The 19,441-nt window shown below is 61.7% G+C and carries 16 protein-coding genes and 1 pseudogene; 5 read left to right on the forward strand and 12 right to left on the reverse strand.

Features of this window, described 5'->3' with window-relative positions:
- Nucleotide 1 precedes the first annotated feature (1 nt).
- Complete coding sequence (gene rfbC, locus V5F63_RS10095; protein WP_394103039.1) at nt 2–583, reverse strand: dTDP-4-dehydrorhamnose 3,5-epimerase; 582 nt, start codon at nt 581–583, stop codon at nt 2–4.
- A gap of 90 nt (nt 584–673) precedes the next feature.
- Nucleotides 674–1,990 carry a UDP-glucose dehydrogenase family protein gene (locus V5F63_RS10100; RefSeq protein ID WP_394103038.1) on the reverse strand — a complete coding sequence of 439 codons (1,317 nt, stop codon included), beginning with the start codon at nt 1,988–1,990 and terminating at the stop codon, nt 674–676.
- 227 nt (nt 1,991–2,217) lie between these two features.
- Here V5F63_RS10100 and V5F63_RS10105 point away from each other — a divergent pair, with 227 nt between their 5' ends.
- Nucleotides 2,218–3,363, forward strand: coding sequence for an AGE family epimerase/isomerase (locus V5F63_RS10105; RefSeq protein ID WP_394103037.1), 1,146 nt, complete (start codon nt 2,218–2,220; stop codon nt 3,361–3,363).
- Between the two features lie 21 nt (nt 3,364–3,384).
- On the opposite strand, the gene V5F63_RS10110 is transcribed toward V5F63_RS10105, so the two are convergent.
- Complete coding sequence (locus V5F63_RS10110; RefSeq protein WP_394103036.1) at nt 3,385–4,839, reverse strand: mannose-1-phosphate guanylyltransferase/mannose-6-phosphate isomerase; 1,455 nt, start codon at nt 4,837–4,839, stop codon at nt 3,385–3,387.
- 234 nt (nt 4,840–5,073) lie between these two features.
- On the opposite strand from V5F63_RS10110, the gene V5F63_RS10115 reads away from it, so the two are divergent.
- Together V5F63_RS10115 and V5F63_RS10120 are read left to right on the forward strand one after the other, a co-directional pair.
- Nucleotides 5,074–7,113: an acyltransferase family protein gene (locus V5F63_RS10115; protein ID WP_394103035.1), complete on the forward strand. Its 2,040-nt coding sequence runs from the start codon at nt 5,074–5,076 to the stop codon at nt 7,111–7,113.
- A 171-nt stretch (nt 7,114–7,284) separates the two neighbouring features.
- Nucleotides 7,285–7,416 carry a hypothetical protein gene (locus tag V5F63_RS10120; protein ID WP_509210828.1) on the forward strand — a complete coding sequence of 44 codons (132 nt, stop codon included), beginning with the start codon at nt 7,285–7,287 and terminating at the stop codon, nt 7,414–7,416.
- Nucleotides 7,417–7,490: 74 nt separating this feature from the next.
- Here V5F63_RS10120 and V5F63_RS10125 read toward each other — a convergent pair.
- The 8 genes from V5F63_RS10125 to V5F63_RS10160 form a co-directional block, all read right to left on the reverse strand.
- A protein-coding gene (locus V5F63_RS10125) for an IS3 family transposase (RefSeq protein ID WP_394103233.1) occupies nt 7,491–8,590 on the reverse strand; the annotation gives its coding sequence in 2 pieces (ribosomal slippage) (nt 7,491–8,338 and nt 8,338–8,590; 1,101 coding nt in all).
- 257 nt (nt 8,591–8,847) lie between these two features.
- The gene (locus tag V5F63_RS10130; RefSeq protein WP_394102583.1) at nt 8,848–9,987 is read right to left on the reverse strand and encodes an alginate lyase family protein; all 1,140 of its coding nucleotides are present in this window, start codon (nt 9,985–9,987) and stop codon (nt 8,848–8,850) included.
- A complete protein-coding gene (locus tag V5F63_RS10135) occupies nt 9,906–11,297 on the reverse strand; it encodes a hypothetical protein (RefSeq protein WP_394102670.1) in 1,392 nt (463 codons plus the stop codon). Before V5F63_RS10135 ends, V5F63_RS10130 begins: the two co-directional genes overlap by 82 nt.
- A 206-nt stretch (nt 11,298–11,503) precedes the next feature.
- Nucleotides 11,504–12,715, reverse strand: a complete 1,212-nt coding sequence (locus V5F63_RS10140; RefSeq protein WP_394102584.1) for an acyltransferase family protein — start codon at nt 12,713–12,715, stop codon at nt 11,504–11,506.
- A gap of 14 nt (nt 12,716–12,729) precedes the next feature.
- Nucleotides 12,730–13,950, reverse strand: a complete 1,221-nt coding sequence (locus V5F63_RS10145; RefSeq protein ID WP_394102585.1) for a hypothetical protein — start codon at nt 13,948–13,950, stop codon at nt 12,730–12,732.
- Nucleotides 13,947–15,200, reverse strand: coding sequence for a glycosyltransferase (locus tag V5F63_RS10150; protein WP_394102586.1), 1,254 nt, complete (start codon nt 15,198–15,200; stop codon nt 13,947–13,949). Before V5F63_RS10150 ends, V5F63_RS10145 begins: the two co-directional genes overlap by 4 nt.
- A gap of 4 nt (nt 15,201–15,204) precedes the next feature.
- Nucleotides 15,205–16,527 carry a glycosyltransferase gene (locus V5F63_RS10155; protein ID WP_394102587.1) on the reverse strand — a complete coding sequence of 441 codons (1,323 nt, stop codon included), beginning with the start codon at nt 16,525–16,527 and terminating at the stop codon, nt 15,205–15,207.
- Between the two features lie 77 nt (nt 16,528–16,604).
- Entirely contained in the window at nt 16,605–17,870 is a 1,266-nt protein-coding gene (locus V5F63_RS10160; RefSeq protein WP_394102588.1) for a nucleotide sugar dehydrogenase, read from the reverse strand.
- Between the two features lie 32 nt (nt 17,871–17,902).
- Here V5F63_RS10160 and V5F63_RS10165 point away from each other — a divergent pair, with 32 nt between their 5' ends.
- The gene (locus tag V5F63_RS10165) at nt 17,903–18,073 is read left to right on the forward strand and encodes a hypothetical protein (RefSeq protein WP_394102589.1); all 171 of its coding nucleotides are present in this window, start codon (nt 17,903–17,905) and stop codon (nt 18,071–18,073) included.
- Nucleotides 18,074–18,315: 242 nt separating this feature from the next.
- Here the strand turns inward: V5F63_RS10165 and V5F63_RS10170 are convergent, their stop codons facing one another.
- Nucleotides 18,316–19,116: an FkbM family methyltransferase gene (locus V5F63_RS10170; protein ID WP_394102590.1), complete on the reverse strand. Its 801-nt coding sequence runs from the start codon at nt 19,114–19,116 to the stop codon at nt 18,316–18,318.
- 158 nt (nt 19,117–19,274) lie between these two features.
- On the opposite strand from V5F63_RS10170, the pseudogene V5F63_RS10175 reads away from it, so the two are divergent.
- A pseudogene (locus V5F63_RS10175) lies at nt 19,275–19,409 on the forward strand (transposase); the annotation flags it as partial.
- Nucleotides 19,410–19,441 lie beyond the last annotated feature (32 nt).

Consider the following 19,441-nt stretch of genomic DNA (forward strand, 5'->3'; position numbering starts at 1 on the left):
TCTACCTTTCGCTCGCCGTGCCCTGATAGGCGAACGGGCTGTCGAAATCCTTGAGGCGCGGCAGGATGCGATCCTTGTCCGAGAGGATCTTCTCGCCGTCGCCGCAGGTCCAGTCGATGGCAAGGTCGGGATCATTCCAGATGATTCCGCGCTCGCTCGCCTGATCGTAGCCCGCGTCCACCTTATAGGCGACGCGCGTGCCCGGCGCGAGGGTGCAAAAGCCGTGAGCAAAACCCTGAGGAATGTAGAGCTGCTCGCCCCCCTCGGCGGTGAGCCGCGCCCCCACCCATCGGCCATAGGTCGGCGAGCCTTTGCGCACATCCACCGCAACGTCATAGATGGCGCCGCTCAGCACCCTCACGAGCTTGGCCTGTGCGAAGGGAGGCGCCTGCATGTGCAGGCCACGGATGGTGCCCGTCTCGGCCGACAGCGACTCGTTGTCCTGCACGAAGTCCGCCCCGATGCCGTTGGCGGCGTAGCGCGGCTTCACATAGGTCTCGCAGAAATAGCCGCGGGCGTCGCCGAAGCGGCGCGGCTGGACCAGGACGACATCCGGGATGGCAAGCGGAGTGAATGCGGTCATGGCATGGCTTCTAATGGGTTTTCGGTCGATGGGAAACCTGGGAGAAGTTGGGTCGCAAGGCGGCCGGTAGCCGGGTCGCGGCAGAAGGTCTCAGCCGGGCGACAGCTCACGCCCCACGCTCGAATAGTCGAAGCCGAGCGCGGCCATTTCGTCGGAACGGTAGATGTTCCTGAGGTCCACAACCACCGGCTGACCCATCAGCGCGCGGATGCGCTTCAGGTCGAGGGCGCGGAAGGCGTCCCATTCGGTGACGATGACGAGAGCGTCCGCCCCCGTCGCCGCCTCGTAGGGGCTGTCCACATAGGTGACGTCCGACAGCACCAGCCGGGCCTGTTCGACACCTTCGGGGTCGTGGGCGCGCACGATGGCGCCGGCATCCTGCAGCGCGGTGATGATGGCGATGGAGGGGGCGTCCCGCATGTCGTCGGTATTGGGCTTGAAGGTCAGGCCGAGGATGCCGACGGTCCGCCCGCGCACCGAGCCGCCCAGCGCCTGGATCACCTTGCGGGCCATGGCGCGCTTGCGCTGGTCGTTCACCGCCACCACCGTCTCGACGATGCGGGTGGGGGCGCCGTGATCCTGCGCGGTCTTGATGAGGGCGAGGGTATCCTTGGGGAAGCAGGAGCCGCCATAGCCGGGCCCGGCGTGCAGGAACTTGGAGCCGATCCGGTTGTCGAGGCCGATACCGCGCGCCACGTCCTGGACGTTGCCGCCCACCTTCTCGCACAAATCGGCGATCTCGTTGATGAAGGTGATCTTGGTGGCGAGGAAGGCGTTCGCCGCATACTTCGTGAGCTCCGCCGTGCGGCGGGAGGTGAAGAGCAGGGGCGCCTGATTGAGGTAAAGCGGCCGGTAGAGGTCAGTCATCACCTGCTTCGCGCGCTCGTCCTCGGTCCCGACCACAATGCGGTCCGGCCGCTTGAAATCGGTGATGGCCGCGCCCTCCCGCAGGAATTCGGGATTGGAGACCACGGCGAATTCGGCGTCCGGCCGCAATTCGCGGATGATGCGCTCCACCTCGTCGCCGGTGCCCACCGGGACCGTGGATTTCGTCACCACGACCGTGTAGCGGCGGATGGCCCGGGCGATGTCGCGCGCCGCCTGGTAGACGTAGGACAGGTCCGCATGGCCGTCGCCCCGGCGCGAGGGGGTGCCGACCGCGATGAAGACGGCCTCCGCCTCCTCCAGCGCGCCCGCAAGGTCGGTGGTGAAGAACAGGCGCTCCGCGGCGACATTGGTGGCCACAAGCTCGCTGAGGCCCGGCTCGAAGATTGGGATGTCCCCGGCCTTGAGCGCGGCGATCTTCGCCGTGTCCGTGTCCACGCAGGTGACGCGGTGGCCGAAGTCAGAAAAGCAGGCGCCGGAAACAAGGCCCACATAGCCTGCACCGATCATCGCGACTTGCATGTAGCACCCATGAATCTCAACCTGGAGCGTTACCCCGGACGACGCAACGCCGATATACAGGAGGATGCTGCGGCTTCAATGACAGCCGGCTGACCAATATGGGCTCGCGTCCGCCCTGCCTCTGCGCGATGTGGCAAATTGTCCATCCCCGGAGACAATCCCCGGGCCTTCTTCGCACTGCGGCAAACGCCGCGATATCCTCGCGTCAGGCTGCTGGGAGTAGGGTAATGGCGTTGATGGAAAGCGAGGCCCGCTGGGTGCGGGAATGGCTGTTCGACAAGGCGCTGCCGCTGTGGTGGGAGCGCGGCGCCGACAGCGGGGGCGGCTTCCACGAGAAGATCGGGCTGGACGGCCAGCCTGTTTCCGCCCCGCGCCGGCTGCGGGTCCAGGCCCGGCAGGCCTATGTCTATGCGGAGGCCGGTCGCCTCGGCTGGGACGGTCCATGGCGCGCGGCGGCCGAGCACGGGCTCGGCTTCCTGCTGGCCCGCTACCGCAGGCCGGACGGGTTGTTTCGCACCCTGGTTTCGGCCGAGGGCGCGCCTTTGGACGATACCGTGGATCTCTACGATCAGGCCTTCGTCCTCTTCGCTCTGTCCCAGGCCCATGCGATGGGGCTGGGCGACGGGACGCTGGTGGACACCGCGCGCACGCTGATTGCCACGCTGAAGGCCGAGCGCGGCCATCCCGAGGCCGGGTTCGAGGAGGCGCGGCCCCGCAGCCTGCCGCTACGCTCCAATCCGCACATGCACATGCTCGAGGCGAACCTGTCGTGGGTGGCGGCGGGCATCGACGCGCCGTTCGCCGATGTGGCGCGGGAGATCGTCGCCCTCGCGGCGCGGCGCATGATCGATCCCGAGACCGGCGCCATCGGCGAATATTACGACGGCGACTGGCGGTTCGCGCCCGGGCCCGATGGCGGCGTGCGTGAGCCCGGCCATCAGTTCGAATGGGCCTATCTGCTCGACAGCGCCGGCCCGCTGCTGGGTGAGGACCGGCACGTGGAGAGCCGGCGCCTCTATGCCTTCGGCGATCGCTTCGGCATCGATCCCGCGCGCGGCGCTGCGGTGTTCGCCCTCGATGCGGCGGGCGCCGTCATCGATCCGCGTGCGCGCCTGTGGGCGCAGACGGAGCGCCTGCGCACGGCCCTCGTCTTCGCCGAGGCGGCCGGGGAGGGGGAGCGGGGCCCGTTCATCGCGGCAGCACAGGAGGCCTTCGCGGTCACGCGGTCCTATCTCGATGTCGGGGTGCCGGGCTTGTGGCGCGATCAGCTTCTGGCCGATGGCAGCTTCGTGGAGGAGGCTGCGCCCGCCTCCTCCTTCTACCACATCGTGTCGGCCTTCGCGGTGCTGCTGAGGGTGGGCGGGGCGGCCTGACGGTGCCTCGCCCGAGTTGCCTCAGGCGCGCTGGTAGATGTCCTCGAAGCGATGGATGTCGTCCTCGCCGAGGTAGGAGCCGGTCTGGACCTCGATGAGTTCCAGCGGGATTCGCCCGGGATTGGCGAGCCGGTGGACGCCGCCGATGGGGATGTAGGTCGATTCGTTCTCGTTCACCGTGAACTTGCGTTCCGCGAGCGTCACCTCGGCGGTGCCACGCACCACGATCCAGTGCTCGGCGCGGTGGTGGTGCTTCTGCAGGGAGAGCACGCCGCCCGGTTCCACCACGATCTTCTTCACCTGGAAGCGGTCGCCGCGGCACACGGTCTGGTAGGTGCCCCACGGACGATGGATGGTCAGGTGCTCGTCCACCTCGTTCCGCTTCGCGGCCTTCAGGCGGGAAACCAGCTCCTTCACGTCCTGGCTGCGGTTGGAGGGCATCACCAGCACCGCGTCGTCGGTGGCGACGACGGAAATGCCCTTCAGGCCGATGGCCGTGACCAGCGGCCCCTCGGACCGCACGAAGGAATCATCGCTGTCCAGCATGGTGACGGAGCCGACGCACACATTGCCCCGGTCGTCGGGCGTGCCGATCTCGTGCAGCGCGTCCCAGGAGCCGACATCCGACCAGCCGAAGCTCCCCCTCACCACCGCGGCATGGCGGGTGCGCTCCAGCACGGCAAAGTCGATGGACTTGGCCGGCGCGGCCTTGAAGGCGGCCGGGTCCAGCCGCAGGAAGCCGAGGTCGGAGGTAGCGGCGGCCACCGCTGCGGCGGCGCATTCCGCGATCACCGGCTCGAACGTCTCGGCCTCGCTCAGCAGCAGCCCGGCGGGGAACAGGAAGTTGCCGGAATTCCAGAGATAGCCGGCCTCCACATAGTGCTGCGCGGTGGCACGATCCGGCTTCTCCACGAAGGATTCCACCTCGAATGCCCCGCGCTCGTCTAGTTCCTTGCCGAGCCGGATGTAGCCGTAGCTGGTGCGCGGCTCCGTCGGGGTAATGCCGAAGGTCACGATCTTGCCAAGCCGCGCGGCGTCCGCGCCGATCTCGACCGTGAGCCGGAAGCCCTCGGGATCAAGAACCACGTGGTCGGAGGCGAGCGCGAGCACCAGGGTGTCCGGCCCATAGGTCTGGGCGACGTAGCACGCGGCGGCAATGAGGGCGGGAGCGCTGTCCCGCCGGGCCGGCTCCAGCATGACCGTGGCATTGATGCCGATGGCGGCCGCCTGGCGCTGGGCGAAAAATCGGAATTCCTCATTCGCCACCACAACGGGGTCGGCAAAGAGCGGACTCGGGGACGCGCGCAGCAAGGTGTCCTGGTATAGCGTTTTTGGCCCAGCAAGGGGTAGGAACTGTTTCGGCAGGCTGGTACGCGACAGGGGCCAGAGCCGGGTTCCGGTTCCGCCAGCGAGGATGACTGGCACGATCCGCATGAACTTCGTCGCACCTGCGCTTGCGCTGGCCAAAACACTCATTGCTCGCCTCGTGTTTGATGCCGGCACGTTGTCACAACTAGCTACGTCAGTCACGGCTTTTTGTGCGCAGCAACATAGGCCTCCCCTGCACTTGCAGGTGCCATCGCGCCCTTCAGATGGGAACTCGGATGTGAGGTTCGGCGGGAGTCGTTGCGTTGCACAACGATTTTCGGTTAAGGAAATCGGGACTCTGGCGAGTTCGGCAATGATGATCACAGCCACAGGAGCCGCGTCTTGGCCGAGCACGGGGCAGCCCTCGAAGTGAAGTCCGCGTGGATGCCATTACTGCCCCCCACAACGCCCAGCGGTTCTTCAGCGCGGGCGCCCGACGACCTGCACCCTGCCTATCGGCCAGACATCGACGGACTGCGCGCAATAGCGGTGAGCGCGGTCGTAATCTTCCATGTCTGGCGGGACGCGATGCCCGTCGGCTTCATGGGCGTCGACCTCTTCTTCGTGCTTTCGGGCTTCCTGATTACCAAGATTCTGTGGCGCGAATCGATCGCCGACCGGTTCTCAATCGCCCGGTTCTACGAGCGGCGAATCCGCCGCATCATGCCGGCGCTCCTCGTGATGCTGCTCGCCACCACGGTTGGCGCGTGCTTCGTGCTGCTACCTGTGGACCTCGTGGGCTACGGGAAAAGCGTCGTTGCAACGATCTTCTTTGTCGCGAACATATATTTTTGGAGAGATACGAACTATTTTTCTAGGACGGCTGAAGAAAAGCCTTTGCTCCATATGTGGTCCCTTGGTGTCGAAGAGCAGTTCTATATATTTTTCCCTTTTGTTATATTTTTGCTTGCAAAATTCTGGCGTCGCGGTGCGGTTGCTGCCGTTTTGGTCCTTACCATCGCCTCGTTGGCGCTCAATGTCCTGGCGGTGCGGGCAGGCCTCACCTTTCCGGCATTCTATCTCTTGCCGACGCGCGCATGGGAGATGGGAGCAGGGGCTTTTCTTGCGCTTCTGGCAACCCCCAACCGGCCCCCGCTCTCGCGTCCCCTCATCATCGCCATCGGCGTCGCCGGGCTTGTCATGGTCATCGTGGGGATCGCTCATCGGCTGTCGGCGCTATCCGACATCCCGAATGCGCTCCTTGTGGTTTTCGGTACCTGCATGGTGATCTGGAGCGGCCAGTTTGGAATCGCCGGCGTGGGTCGTCTCCTGGCATTGCGTCCGGTCGTCTTCGTCGGTCTCGTTTCTTACTCGCTCTACCTCTGGCATTGGCCCATCATCGTCTTCGCGAAGTATTACCTCGTCCGCGAAGTCAATCTGATCGAGGGCTCGCTTCTGATCGCTATCATGTTCGCGTGCGCTGTCATTTCCTGGCGCTATGTCGAACGGCCAGTTCGCGATAAGACCTTCCGTGTCCCGACGCTTCTAGTCTGGACCGGTGCAGGCGCGGCCATCAACGTCGGCACCGCTTTGGTTCTTATCGCTTGGCAAGGATTGCCGTGGAGGCTCAACGAGTCGGCGGCACGCATCAATGCTGCCGTCGGGACGACCTTCCGGTGCGCCGTGTCGGATCACGTCGTCGTTGGTTTCTCGCGTGGCTGCAAGCTGAACCTGCCGAGCGGAGATCCCGCAGAGGCCAAGGTGGTGCTGATGGGCAATTCCCACGCCCTTATGTATGCGCCTGTCGTGGGTAGCATCCTTAAGGAGAAGGGGCTCACCGGTCTCCTCGTCATGGCCAATCGCTGCATCCCCTCTGCAACGATCAATTTCAACGAGAATTGCCGTCGTCTCGCCGAGCGTTACATCGAGGATGTCGTTCGTCTCCCGGCAAAGGTCGTGGTCGTCAGCCTGAACTGGAGCCCGGAGACCGACGGTTTCGTCGATCAGTACGGCAAACTATTTGCCGGCACCAAGGAGCAGGCACTGACCGCCGGTGTCTCGGATACCATCGCCCGGTTGGAGAAGGCGGGTAAGGTGGTCGTCCTAGTGGGGCCGATCGCGGTGCCTGGCTGGGACGTGGCGTCTGTCGTCAGTCGCAGCCTGGCATTTGGGCGGCCCCTGGAGCATCCCGATCACATTTCGGTCGCCGATTTTCGGAACCGGTATGCGGGTGTCTTTGAACATTTCGGCGGCGACCCATCCCTGACCCTCGTCCGCCCAGACAAGATACAATGTGACGACGCGCACTGCCATTATGTTCGCGATGGGCGGTCACTGTTCGCCGACAGCAATCATATCGCGCAGGCGGAGCTTCCCTTGTTCAAGGCGGCATTGGCAGACGGAATCAGCGTTGCCGTCCGTTGGGCCGACTCAGGAAGATGATGACTTCCGGGGCACCGGCCTCCTAACGGAAGAGAGTTCTTTTAAGCGGAGGCAAAGGTTTGCTCGCGGGGAGCGGGCGGCAGCCGCTCTGGTACGTGGCTATGAACTGATCGGGTGGATGCCCCCTCCGGCCGGCATCGTAGGATGTCGGCGCATTCAGGGGAGGAGCACATGCTGGATGTTTATGTCCTTGCGATCGACCTGGTGAAGCGGAGCTTCCGCGACTGCGGCACGGATCGGGGCGGAGCGGTTCAATTCAACCGGACGGTGTTGACGTTGCCCCCAACTTCTATCCAGCGGTGAGTTCGTTCTGGCGGTTGGGTGAAGCGCTCCCCATTTCTAGGCCATCCGGAGGTGGAAAATTCCGGGGTTAGGGCTCATGCCGGCGGGGATGCCGGAGAGCCATTCATGAGCGCGATCGGCGGCTTGTTGCCGATCGCGCTGTGCGGCCGAACCTCGTTGTAGTCTCTACGCCAAGCCTCCATTTTCGCCCGCGCGTCGTCAAGGCTCATGAACCAGTGCGTATTCAGGCATTCCGCCCGGAACTTGCCGTTGAAGGACTCGATGAAGCCGTTGTCCGTCGGCTTGCCGGGCCGCGAGAAGTCCAGCACCACGCCTTTCTGATACGCCCACAGGTCGAGATCCCGACTGACGAACTCCGATCCCTGATCCACCCGGATACTCTGCGGATAGCCGGTGCTCCGGCAGATCCGCTCCAGCGTCAGCACGACATCCTCACCCCGATAGCTGAACCGAGGATCCACCGCCGGCGAGAACCGCGTGAAGGTGTCGACGATGGTTAAAACCCGGATCTTGCGGCCCGTGGCGAGTTGGTCGTGGACGAAGTCCATCGCCCAGGTCTCGTTGCTCCGCGTCGCCGGGTGACGGTCGTCCCGCAGCTTCGCCTTCACCCGGCGCTTCGGCACCTTGTTCCGCAACTGAAGACCCAAGTCCTTGTAAAGGCGATAGATCCGCTTCGGATTGACCGCCCAGCCCTCTCGGCGCAACAGGATGTGCACGCGGCGATACCCATAGCGCACGCGTGTCTCGCAGATCTCCTTGATCCGCTGGTTCAGCTCGGCCTGCGTGCCTCGCTTCGACTTGTAGGCATAGAGCGCTCGATCGACCGCCAGGGTGGCACAGGCACGCCTGGCCGACACCTTCCAATCGTCGCGCAGCCTGTCCACAAGCTCGCGTTTGCGCGCAGGCCTCAGAGCTTTTTTGACAGCACGTCCTGCAACATCGCCTTGTCCAGCGACAGGTCCGCCACGATCCGCTTCAACTTCGCGTTCTCATCCTCCAGCTGGCGCAGCCGCCGCATTTCCGAAGGCATGAGGCCGGCGTATTTCTTGCGCCAGTTGTAGAATGTCGCGTCCGAAATCCCGGCCTTCCGACACACCTCCGCCACCGGTGTTCCGTCTTCCGCCTGCTTCAGCACGAACGCGATCTGCGCCTCTGTGAACTTCGACGCCTTCATGGAACTCTCCTCGTCCCCGAGCCGGGGATCATAAGTGGAAAATTCCAGCCAACATCGGCCTAAAAAACGGGGGGCACGTCAATGGATTAGCCAGGAGGGGCAACGTCAGATCACCGCAGACCTGGAAGCTCCGCTTCGCCAGGTCGATCGCGAGGACATGAACATCCGGCATGTGGTCCTCCCCTGAATGCGCCGACAAGGCGCTTCGCCGACATCATACGATGCCGGCTGGAGGGGGCATCCACCACATGAGTTCACTATGGCGCCCCGCACTTCATTGACGTGCGATAGAGCAGGTCGAGCCGGCCGCCCATGTAATACCGAACGATGGGCCCTTCCCCAGCAGAGATGGCAAGGATGCTGCAATCACCTGTCAGGGTAAAGTAGGGAACCGTCCACGCTGAGCGGTAGCTTCCAGACGTCGGCCAGTCCTGCGCGACCCCCGCGAGTCGGGCCACCTCTTCTGGCTTGTCGCTGTTGCGGACCACGAGCCGCACGAGGCGTTCCAATCCACGGTCGTTGACGGCGAACAGGTCAATCCCGTTTGCCTTGGCCAACACCGCAAGCTCCATCAGAGGTTCGAGGGCAAAGGCGTGATATCGCATGGCCCGCTCCCCGCGCCGCGCTTCGCGCGGGAGGGCACCTGTGGCGTCAATTTCGTCGATGCCGCTGCGGGCCTTCGTCATAGCCCACTGGAAAAGCTTGGGTTCATTGGCCGCTATTGCGGTGGCACCAACCGCCGCCGCCGACCAGTAGAGCAGATTGTTCTCGTATCCGGCATCGGTCCTGATGAGGTCGGCGCCAAGTTCGCGAAACCACTTCTCTACTTCCGAGATCTTTTCCGGCGAGAGCTGGGCCGCGTCACGGATGCTTAGAAAGTTGAGCGCCAGCGCGTTCACCAGCCAGCGGCGATAGCCGTAGCCTTGAGCATTGAAGTTTCCGAATAGCGCGCGGTCCTTTGCCCAATGATAGAGAAGGTTGAGCACGCATTCGGCCTGTCCGCTGTCTGCGGACACCAAAGCCGAGGCGGTCTGCCGCGCGACGAGAGCAAGATAGGTTAGCGCCGGCTGTGCGCGCTCCCGGTTGGCTTCTTGCTTATGTTTGTCCACCACCGAGGAGCGCCCATCGACATAATAGCGGACCCCCGAAATATCGTGGATGGGCTCCACCAGTTCGGGGCAGTTTGCGGGCCGGTTGGACGCGGGCGGCTGAAACACCCGCGCGAAGGGGTTCTTCAGATCATCGGCCAAAGCAACAGCCGGGCTCTGGATTGACAGCAGGGCCGCTGCCGTGGCTGCGAGAAGGGGCGGCCAGATCAGGATACGCTGCCCCGGCCCGATGGCTTCTGCGATTGCTGCCGAGCGTTTCGGAAATCGCCAATCAGGAAAAGCACACATGCAATCAGGCCTCCGTGCATACCGACCACTTTCACGATGCCGGTTTGGCAAGTCATCATGAAAAGCATGGCAAAAGCAGAGCAGGCGAGAGTGAGATTGGTGCGTTGCGTGCAATAATTCACAGCTGAGAAAAACAGGCCGACGACGGTCGCCGAGAGGAATATTCCAGGAAATCCTGCATTCAGAAATCCGTCCGACCAAAGGCTCGCGTTTGCATGAACTGTCTGGCCGGGAAAGAAAAGTGCACCAATCGTGTCGTCGGGATTGGCAACAATCGCTGCATCAAAGAATGCGGACAGGATGGAATGCGACCAATACAAGAAGACATTGTCCAGTGCATACGAGAAGTAGAACTCCGTGAGAAGGCCCTGAATAATGAAGGTCCGGCGCACGAATAGGTCATTCAACAACTCGAGCGACGTGCCCGATGCCAGCATGCCGATAACGCTCAAGCTTATAACGCCAACCAGTACCATGCGGACGGCATTTTTGGCGAAATAACTTATAAGAACGAAGGTAGCGATGACGTAAATGGTCGAAAGCAGTGACGATTTCAGCCCACTGATGCTGAATATGTAGAAGGCAAGGCCGGCGCCGATGAAGGAGTAGTGATAGGAACGGTTCGCGAGGCCGTATGAGATGAGGATCGGGCAAAGTACGTTTGCTGCCATGCCGAGGAAGATGCGGTTGTAGCTCGCGTCAGCAAGTCCTTCCTTAAATTGGTCTCGCTGTTCATAAACCTCGGTCAAGGCGTGCATTTGTAGCTTGAAACCATAAGTGAGACTGAGCGCGAGAACGCAAATGCCCGCAAGCCCAACGATCATTAAAATGAAGATGCCCGGCGGCCACTTTATCGCGGGCATCTTCAGCTTGATTTGGATCCCTGCAAGAGCATTCACATAGAGTAGACTGACCAGCATCACCAGCTTCAACGCAATATGGTCGCTCGTCACTTCGGATGTCGCGAAGGTTGTTAGCAACATGCCCGGTATGAACACGATCGTAAAAATCAAAGTGATCGCATAATCAGAAGGTTTGTTGAAGTTTGGCGAAATGGCGGCCGCGGCAATAGCAACAAGAACTGAGTCAATTAAAAGGAAAAATGGATCGTGCTCATAATAGACGAATGACATATAACGAAAGGCGGGACTGATGAAATCCCGGTAGTTAAGCCACAAAATGAACACGTAAATAAATGCAAGGCTGGCGTTGATCAGGCGCGCGGTCGGCAAGCTGCGCGTTACCGGCGCCGCCGAATGTCTGGGTGGATAACGCAAGCCGCGCCGACCGGAGGAAGTTGCTAATGACACGCTCTATTCCTCTGTTCGCGGACGGCCATGATGTGACCTGCGAGGGGCGGTATCGAACCGGTCGCTGTAACCCACCACGACAACATGACCGCGGCAGTGTCTCCTGCGTCAGCTGCAGCAAGGCACCGGATTGCGCAAAACGGTTCTTTCCAAAATACCTGATGAGGCATCGGATGGCTAGACGGCCTCTTTTCGCACTCGTTGGATCATCCAGGCGGCCGGGCTCGCGCATGGGAACCAGCCAGCAGCGCGGAGACGCGTGCCCTTACCAAGTGGGTCTTTGACTCGAGCAGGAGGTAGGACGCATGCGCGGCAATGTAGCATGCCGCGAGGATCACGATCATGAGGCCGACCCCAGAGGCGGAGGGTTGCTGGCGTGCAATGCCTTCGGCATCGAACCCCAGGGGGAGGAACAGGATCACAATGGGATAGTGGATCAAGTAGAGTGAGTAGGACTGTCCGGCGAGGGGCCTTGCGATTGCGGAGGTCCGGAGCATCAGCTTCGCGAACCAGCTTTCTGCGGAAATGTCTCGCACCGATAGAAGCGCGAGGAAGGCGGCGCCCGCGAAGATCAAGTCGCGGACGTAGAAATCGAACGGAAGTGACGGACTGCGTACCACTAAGGCTGCGACGGCCAACGCGCCGAGGCCAAGCGAGACTGGGGGAGACGACAGGCGCGGCAGGAACACCACGGCGCCAAGCACCCAGACCGGAAAATAGGCGAGCACGTTCTTCTCTGTGAAAGCGTCGTTGGCCGCAATAATCGCGATGCAGGCAAGCAGGGCAATTGCGGCTGTGATCCGCGCAAAATGCGAGCCCGCGCCCATCACGAAGACGGCGACGCCCACGATGGCATAGTACCAGAATTCGTTCGCGAGACTCCACAGCGGGACATTGTTACACAGGGGCGCAACGAGAATTTCTTGGGTGAAGAAAATGTTGCCCAGCACCTGGATGGTCGACAGGGTGCAATCGTCCGGTAGATAGCGCGCAGGGGTCACGATGAGCAGCGCAACGCACACGGTCACCACCGGCAGCAGCACCAACCACAGGCGGGTGAGGCGGGCGACTGCATAGGAAGTGAAGCTGAAGTTTTGCCACCCCGAAGCGTGCATGAAGCGGCCGGCGATGACCGCTCCGCTGATCAGGAAGAACATCAGGACGGCTTGATGGGAGAGTCGGGTGATGCCGTAGAAGGCAGCCCAGAAGGTGGATGGATGCGCAATTTCGTGATAATCTACGAAATAGATTTGGCGAATATGGCCGATCACCACCAGAAGGGCTGAGATCCAGCGGACATGGTCCAAGAAAATGGACATCGGCTCCGAGACCTTCACAGGCTTTCGGTCGTCGCCCGGATCGGGGGCCATCGAGACGTCGCCACCTCGCGTCATGATGTTCCTCTGCTTGGCTGCCACCTTGCCGCCCGCCCTCATCGTTTTGCCAAGTTCAGGGCAAGGTTGATGCCAATGGCGCTCACCGCGGCTGTCACGGCACCGAGCGTGCCATAGGGCGGGATCAACGCTGGGGCGAGGCCGAGAGCCACGATTGAACTGAGCAGCTTTGACACAAATAGCGTCTGTGACCGCTGGGTGATAATGAGCCGCGTTTCCTCCGGCTGGTTCGTAACCGTCAGCACGATAAAGAGCGCCCAGCCAATCACTGTGAGCGAAGTTCCGGCAAACTTGTCGCCGTAAAGCAGGTGCAGGATGTCCTGCGAGAAAATGCTGATAAACAAGACGAAGGGGACGGTCAGTATCCAGAGGGTACGCCGCGTCTGTGCGATGGACGCCTTTAGGCCGGCATAGCCGTTCGTCGCGTAGGCCCTGCTGGCACGGGGCTTGTCGATGCTGTCTATAGCGGTGCTTGCGGTCAGTGCGGGCGTCACCAGAGCGCGCGTAACTGAGAAGGCTGCAACCACTTCTGGCCGGGCGAAGAAGCCAACCACCAGAGGAAGAGCAGATGTATAGCTTGCGTGCGCAATGTAGCTCAGGAGATGCCACGCGATCTGGTCGACCCTGCTGCGCCACACGCGAAAGGCAGAAAGGCTCGGTGTTCGAAGGTCATGGCGTACCCTCCAATGACCGTAAGACGCAGCGAGCAGGGCGCCCGCGGCGATGCCAAGCGCGACATACAGCGATGACGGCGCGAACACGTGGCTGGACGCAATGCCGCCCAGATAGAAGATCGCCAGGATGGTGGACATGATGCTGGCGTCGACATAGCGCCCGAGCTGATACATCAGCCGTCGCGCGAACTCATAGACGCCGAGGCCAGGAACGGCGAACAGCGACAATTCGAGCGGCTTCTGCAGCCAGGGCAATATCCCGACACTTTCCACTAAGGCCAGCGCCAGAAGGAGGCTGGCCAGCATGGCCATAACGAAGACGAGGTTGAGATAGGCCCACTGGCACGGGTGTTCCTTGCCCTGTCCCGATGGCTGACCAACGATGAACGGTAGAACGACGAGAGACCGCTGCAGCCCCTGGAGTACCTGCCAGAGCGCGAAGGCCAGGGCAAAAGCCGCGAAATCCTCGATAGGGAGGAGCGAGGCAAGGACGAGAAGCGCGATAAAGTTGCAGCCGGACTGAAGAAGCTGATCGTAGATGGCGCCGATGGTCGGCCGAAACAGCTTCCGGATAAGGTTCTTCATCGCGGGGCCGGCCCCGAGCCGGCGCCAGCTTCCGGTTGATCTGGCTTCTGCGCGAACTCTCGCATCACCTCGTCGAAGGTCGCCACGGTCCGTGGCCAGGAGAACGCCGCGCGGCATGTTTCGAAAGCGTTGTTCTGCAATCTATCCAGCGTTTCAACTTGGTCGATCGCTTCCTCGAGCGCGGCTGGAATTTCAGCGTAGCTTGAGACCGACAGGAAATCCTTTCCAGCCGTGAGAGGAAGGCCGGCCATGGCCTCCGGCACTGCGATAATGGGCACCCGATAGAAGATGTAAGTGAGGATGCGGTGCTTGAAGCCGCCTCCTACGTGATCGGCCACAACCCCCACGCGCATCTCCGACAAAAGTGGGCGCACATCTTTGACGAAACCGTGGAAGGTAACGCGCGGGAACCGATCTCTACACGACGCGAGGTAGGTGTCGGTGGCGGGCCCGACCACATGGAGCCCGATTCCGGAATTGACGATCTCCTCGGCGGCCTGGTCGAGGAATGCGTCGAGCACGATCTGCTTCATGGTCGAGAGACGGCCGCCAAGGACGACGACGTTCCGGGGCATGTCTGCCGTGATCGCGTGGTCGTCGACGATCTCGCCATCATAGCCTGGCAGCAGTTGAAGGGACGTGTGCGGGCCGAACAACCGGTGCATGTCTGCCGCATCTTCGGCGGTTTCGACCGTCACCAGATCGCATTTAGTGACGAGATCACGTTCGAGCAGTCCCGCGCGCCACGCATCGAATTGCGCGGCGGCGCGCTTGACCAAACCGCCCTTGTAGTTTTCGGCGATCTGCTGTCGCAGAATTGTTTCTACATTGTGTGAAACATAGACGAGTGAGGGCCTCTTCTTTCCCATACGTTCAATAAACGCTCGCAGTGGCTGCAGGGCCCATCCAATTGCGATGTAGTCAAAAATCACATAGTCGTAGTCGCACTGCGACAGCAGCTTTTCGGCGGCGCGCAAGATATCCGCGTGGGTGTTAAGCGTGGCGATGCGCGGCTGGAAGGTCGCCACCTGGCGGACAATCGAGGGCGCCGGCGGGACTGGGAATGTGTGCCAGCCGATCCCGGCTTCTTGCCACAGCTCTGGCTTCGAAGAGTCCTTGCGGAAGCAAATCACGTCGAAGCGGGAGGCAAGCTGGCTCCATTCCTTGATGACATTGCCGGTATAGACGGCGCCGCCATATGTAACGGGAAACGGATAGTCGTGAGTTAGGAAGAGGACTTTCAGAGCCATAGTGCTAGGCCTCCACCCGATCGGCGGGTGTCTGGCCGTCAATTGCCCTGTAAAAATCCGCCTCCAGCTTGAGGAAGTGAGACTCCCAGGTCCAGTTTTCCAGCACGAACTCACGCCCCGCCTTGCCGAGCCCTTCGCGGTGGTCCGGGCTTTCGAGGAGTGAAATGACGGCATTCGCGAAGTCGGACGGGCTGTCCGCCACGATCAGGTGGCGGCCTGAGACGCCGCCGATGCCCTCATTCGCGACCGATGTGGCGACCACGGCCTTGGCGCATCCCAAGTATTCGAGCAGCTTGTTCTGCATGCCGCCACCGGCCTGCATGGGATTGATGCAGACGGCGGCCTCGGCAATATTCACCGCGGTGTCTGGAACGGATCCGGTAACCCGGACGCCCTCGAGGCGCTCAAGCTCTCGCACCTCACCTGACGGTTCGCGACCGACGATGTCCAAGGTAACGCCGGGGCGCGCAGCCTTGACCTGGGGCCAGACATGACGCGCGAACCATTGTACGGCCTGAACGTTCGTCGGAGTCCGCATCACGCCCGAGAAGACAAGATGATCTTCCCTCGGCACCACATCCTGCCGCGGACCGAAACGCTGCACGTCCGTCCCGTGGGCGCCGTAGACCCAATTGGAGATGGGGGGGCGGCCCAGGCGCTGGCAGACCTTGGTGATGGCCTCAACATCCTTCGGTCCGATGAGAACCGATTTCGTGAAATCGCGCCATATCCGCGACTCGTAATCGGCAACTAACCGCGACTCCATCTGGTAGAATAGCTTGAGTGCCAGGTTGGGGGCGTTGGCCGCGATACGTTCGGTGTTCAGCGCTTGTGATAATTGAAGTGCGAGAAACGTGGTGTTGCGCTTCCCCTTGGCGTTGACCACTTGGTTAAGCCCCCGCGTCGCCTCAGCGCTGCGGAAATAGTACGTATAGATGATATCGTAATCTTCTTCGCGCGCCGCCTGCCGAAGATCGGCGATCTGGTCGGCATGAGAGAACAGCCCGACCTGAACCGGCGCACCTTGGAGGAGCTTTGCCATACCCCGAGCGATGTGCGCTTTCGAGTGAGGATAGAGCTTCACTCGCCGGCAATGTGCTTCAAGCCAGTCGTGATGCGCCTTCTCCGCCTGGCCGCCGGCTTCGATGGTGTAAAGATCGACGGCATGCCCGCGTGCCTTGAGAAAGGAGAGGAGATGTGCCACCGTGAGCTGGTCGGCATGGCGCATTGGCAGCGGTATGCGACTATAGACGACGGCAATCTTCAAAGGGCGGCTTGCTGCCGCCACATCCATGACCTTGGGGAGGCCGGAAGTTGACCCTTGCACGGATTTCTCCCGAATTTTGAGTCAAATCGAAGAGGTAGCGGCGGGTGGTCCTTGCAGGCGGCCTCGGCGAGAAATGCTCAGGGGAGGCTATTGGTGAACACGACATTGGTGCTGGAGAGGGCCAGGTTTTTGCTTGTGCCGTTCGTATCGATGACGATGTCGAATGCGCCAGCGGTCGCCTCTGCCTCGGAAATCAGAAGCGCCCCCATGCTGGGGAGGTGGGCGATGCCATAGCCGAGGTTCTGACCCACCAGCTTCTCCGGCGCCAGCGCCTTGTCGAAAATCTTCAGGTCGAAGCCCTGGTTCAGGAGCTTGCGGGCGAGGTCTAGGTTGGGGCTCTCGCGCAGGTCATCGCTGTCTGCCTTGAAGGCGAGGCCGATCATCAGCACCTTGGCTTTCGGCGGCAGGTTGGCGATGCAATATTCGAACAGGAAGTGCTTGTGCGCTTCGTTCGAGCGGATCAGCGAATCGACCACATGCGTGGCCGCGCCCACATCCCCCGAGATGTACTGGAGCGCACGCACGTCCTTTGGCAGGCACGAGCCGCCGAAAGGACCGCCGGGCCGCAGGTAATAGGGCGAGATGTTCAGCTTGGTGTCGGAGATGAAAATCTCATGCACTTTCTTGGCGCTGATGCCGAGCTTGACGCACACCCGCCCGATCTCGTTGGCATAGGCCACTTTCAGGGCATGGAAGGTGTTGTCCACGAACTTGGTGAACTCGGCCTCGCGGAACTGGGTGTAGAAGACCGGGGCGTCGAGGCCGGCGTTCATCGCATCCATCTTCGTCGATGGCTTGCCGTCCTTCGTACCGACGACGATCTTGGGCGGATTGAAAAAATCCTTGATCGCGACGGATTCGCGCAGGAATTCGGGATTGTAGACGAGCTCGATCGCCTTCTCCCAGGTCTCGCCGAGAACCGACTTGAAGATCGGCGCGACGAGCTGATCCAGCGTGCCGGGCCGGATGGTGGAGCGGTAGACGACGGTGAGCGGCTCGGCCCGCCCGGCGGTGACGGCACCGGCGATCTGGCGCGACACCTCGGCGATGTAGCTCATATTGTGCGACCCGTCCGGGGCGCTCGGGGTACCTACGCAGACGATGGCGATATCACAATCGTCGAGGCCCGAGGCAACCTTTTGGGTCGCCTTGAGGCGACCGTCCTTCACGGCGTCCGAGATCAACTCGTCGAGGCCCGGCTCGGTGATGGGCGCGAGACCTGCGTTCACCTGCTCGACCTTGGTCTCACTAACATCGACGCCGAGAACCTCATGCCCCTGCGTCGTCAGGCAGCCTGCTGCAGTGAGGCCCACATAGCCCAGACCGAAAATGGCGATACGCATCCAACTCGCCCCCTCAGGAAGTTACCGAGCGCATGAGCGCCACGCTCACCTCGATGTTCCGCGCCAACGGAGACGCCGAGATGAAATTGTTTTTGCGTTCTGCGAAGAGTTTGCCCGCTCGGCATGCCGCGGTCCCGCCAGGAGACGAGCTTGATCTGCTCGGTCCGCGACACGAGAGTGTGGAATTACCAATTTACAACTGATAATGGGCATGCGGCAGGCTAGGCAAACAACGGCAGTTCACAGCGATCAACCTACATACTGCGGCGCAGCAAGACAAGTGCGACAACCGGCCGAGGTGCTCTCGCACGGTGGTCGACGCGACCGATTTAATGTCGGTTGCGGGCGTGGGCACTCGATGCTGCAAAGGGAGGACGAGAGGCTGGACCTCGGCGGTGGCGGCAATTCGCCGCTATGCGGCCGCGAGGATGCCCCCCGACCTCGCTCAGGGATGCGCTTGCCTCAAGCGGTCGAGCACGTCGGACCGCTCCCGAGGGACGAAGACAAAATTGTTGATGTAATCGCTTGACCGATGGCCGCTTACCTGTTTGGCAGCGGTCCCGCACTGCAGGACATTCGTGTCGAAGGTGTCGCCATCACAGAGCTTGTTGCGGTGCAGAAACCAGGGGTGGAAATCCAGGTCTCGAAAAAAAGAGAACGCGCGTGCGATGCCTCCTGGATTATGTCTTTCCTCACATTCGAGAAGCACGATAGGCCGGTTGCGGCTGAGGGTGTAGATCGCACCCTGGAGCACCCGGAACTCATGCCCCTCCACATCGATCTTAACCACCGCGACATCGTCTAGCGAAAACCGGTCAAGTGTCGTGAGCGGAACCTCAATGCCGCGCTGCTCGAAGCCCTCGTTGGCTTCGGCTTCGAGCGATGAGCGTGAATTGATCTCCCGCTTGCCACTGAATGGGATCCAAAGCTTGCCCGAGCCTTCATTGTCAGACAGCGCCACCGCGCGAACCTCGCCCTTGTCGCCAAGTATTTTCGCGAGCGGAGCTGCAAGGTCCGGATTGGCCTCGAAAGCGATGACCTTCCGAAAAAAGGACACAGCATACATCGAGTAAACGCCTTTGTTAGCCCCGATATCCACGAAATCCCTGTTGGGGTCTCCCAAAATCGGGAGCAGGCCAAGCTCCACTTCACCGGTCTTGAGCTGCGAGTGAAGACGTCGTCGTGCAACGAACCGCGGGCCCAGGATCAGCTCCACGATTCCCACAGCGCACTGCTTGAGACCCATCCGACGCTCCTTCGATCCCGCTGTGCTTGGGGACGGACTATAGGGAAGGATCACTTCGAAAACTAGGCGGTGTGAACCGCCCCGGCGTCACCGGAGTGATCCTCCCCCGATTTGGTGGACACGCAAGTTAGCTCTTGCGAGCTTCAGAGGAATGTTCGATGGGCACACGGCGCCGGGTGTTTCCAGAGGCGTTCAAGCGGGAGGCGGTTGACCGGGTGACCTCCAGCGGTCTTCCCGCCGGGCAGGTGGCGCAGGAGCTGGGGCTGCATGAGACGGTGCTGCGACGGTGGGTGTGAGATCTCGCACCACAGGCGTCGGCGCCGGC

It is taken from the genome of Xanthobacter wiegelii (assembly GCF_043193855.2).
Classification (GTDB): Bacteria; Pseudomonadota; Alphaproteobacteria; order Rhizobiales; family Xanthobacteraceae; genus Xanthobacter; species Xanthobacter flavus_A.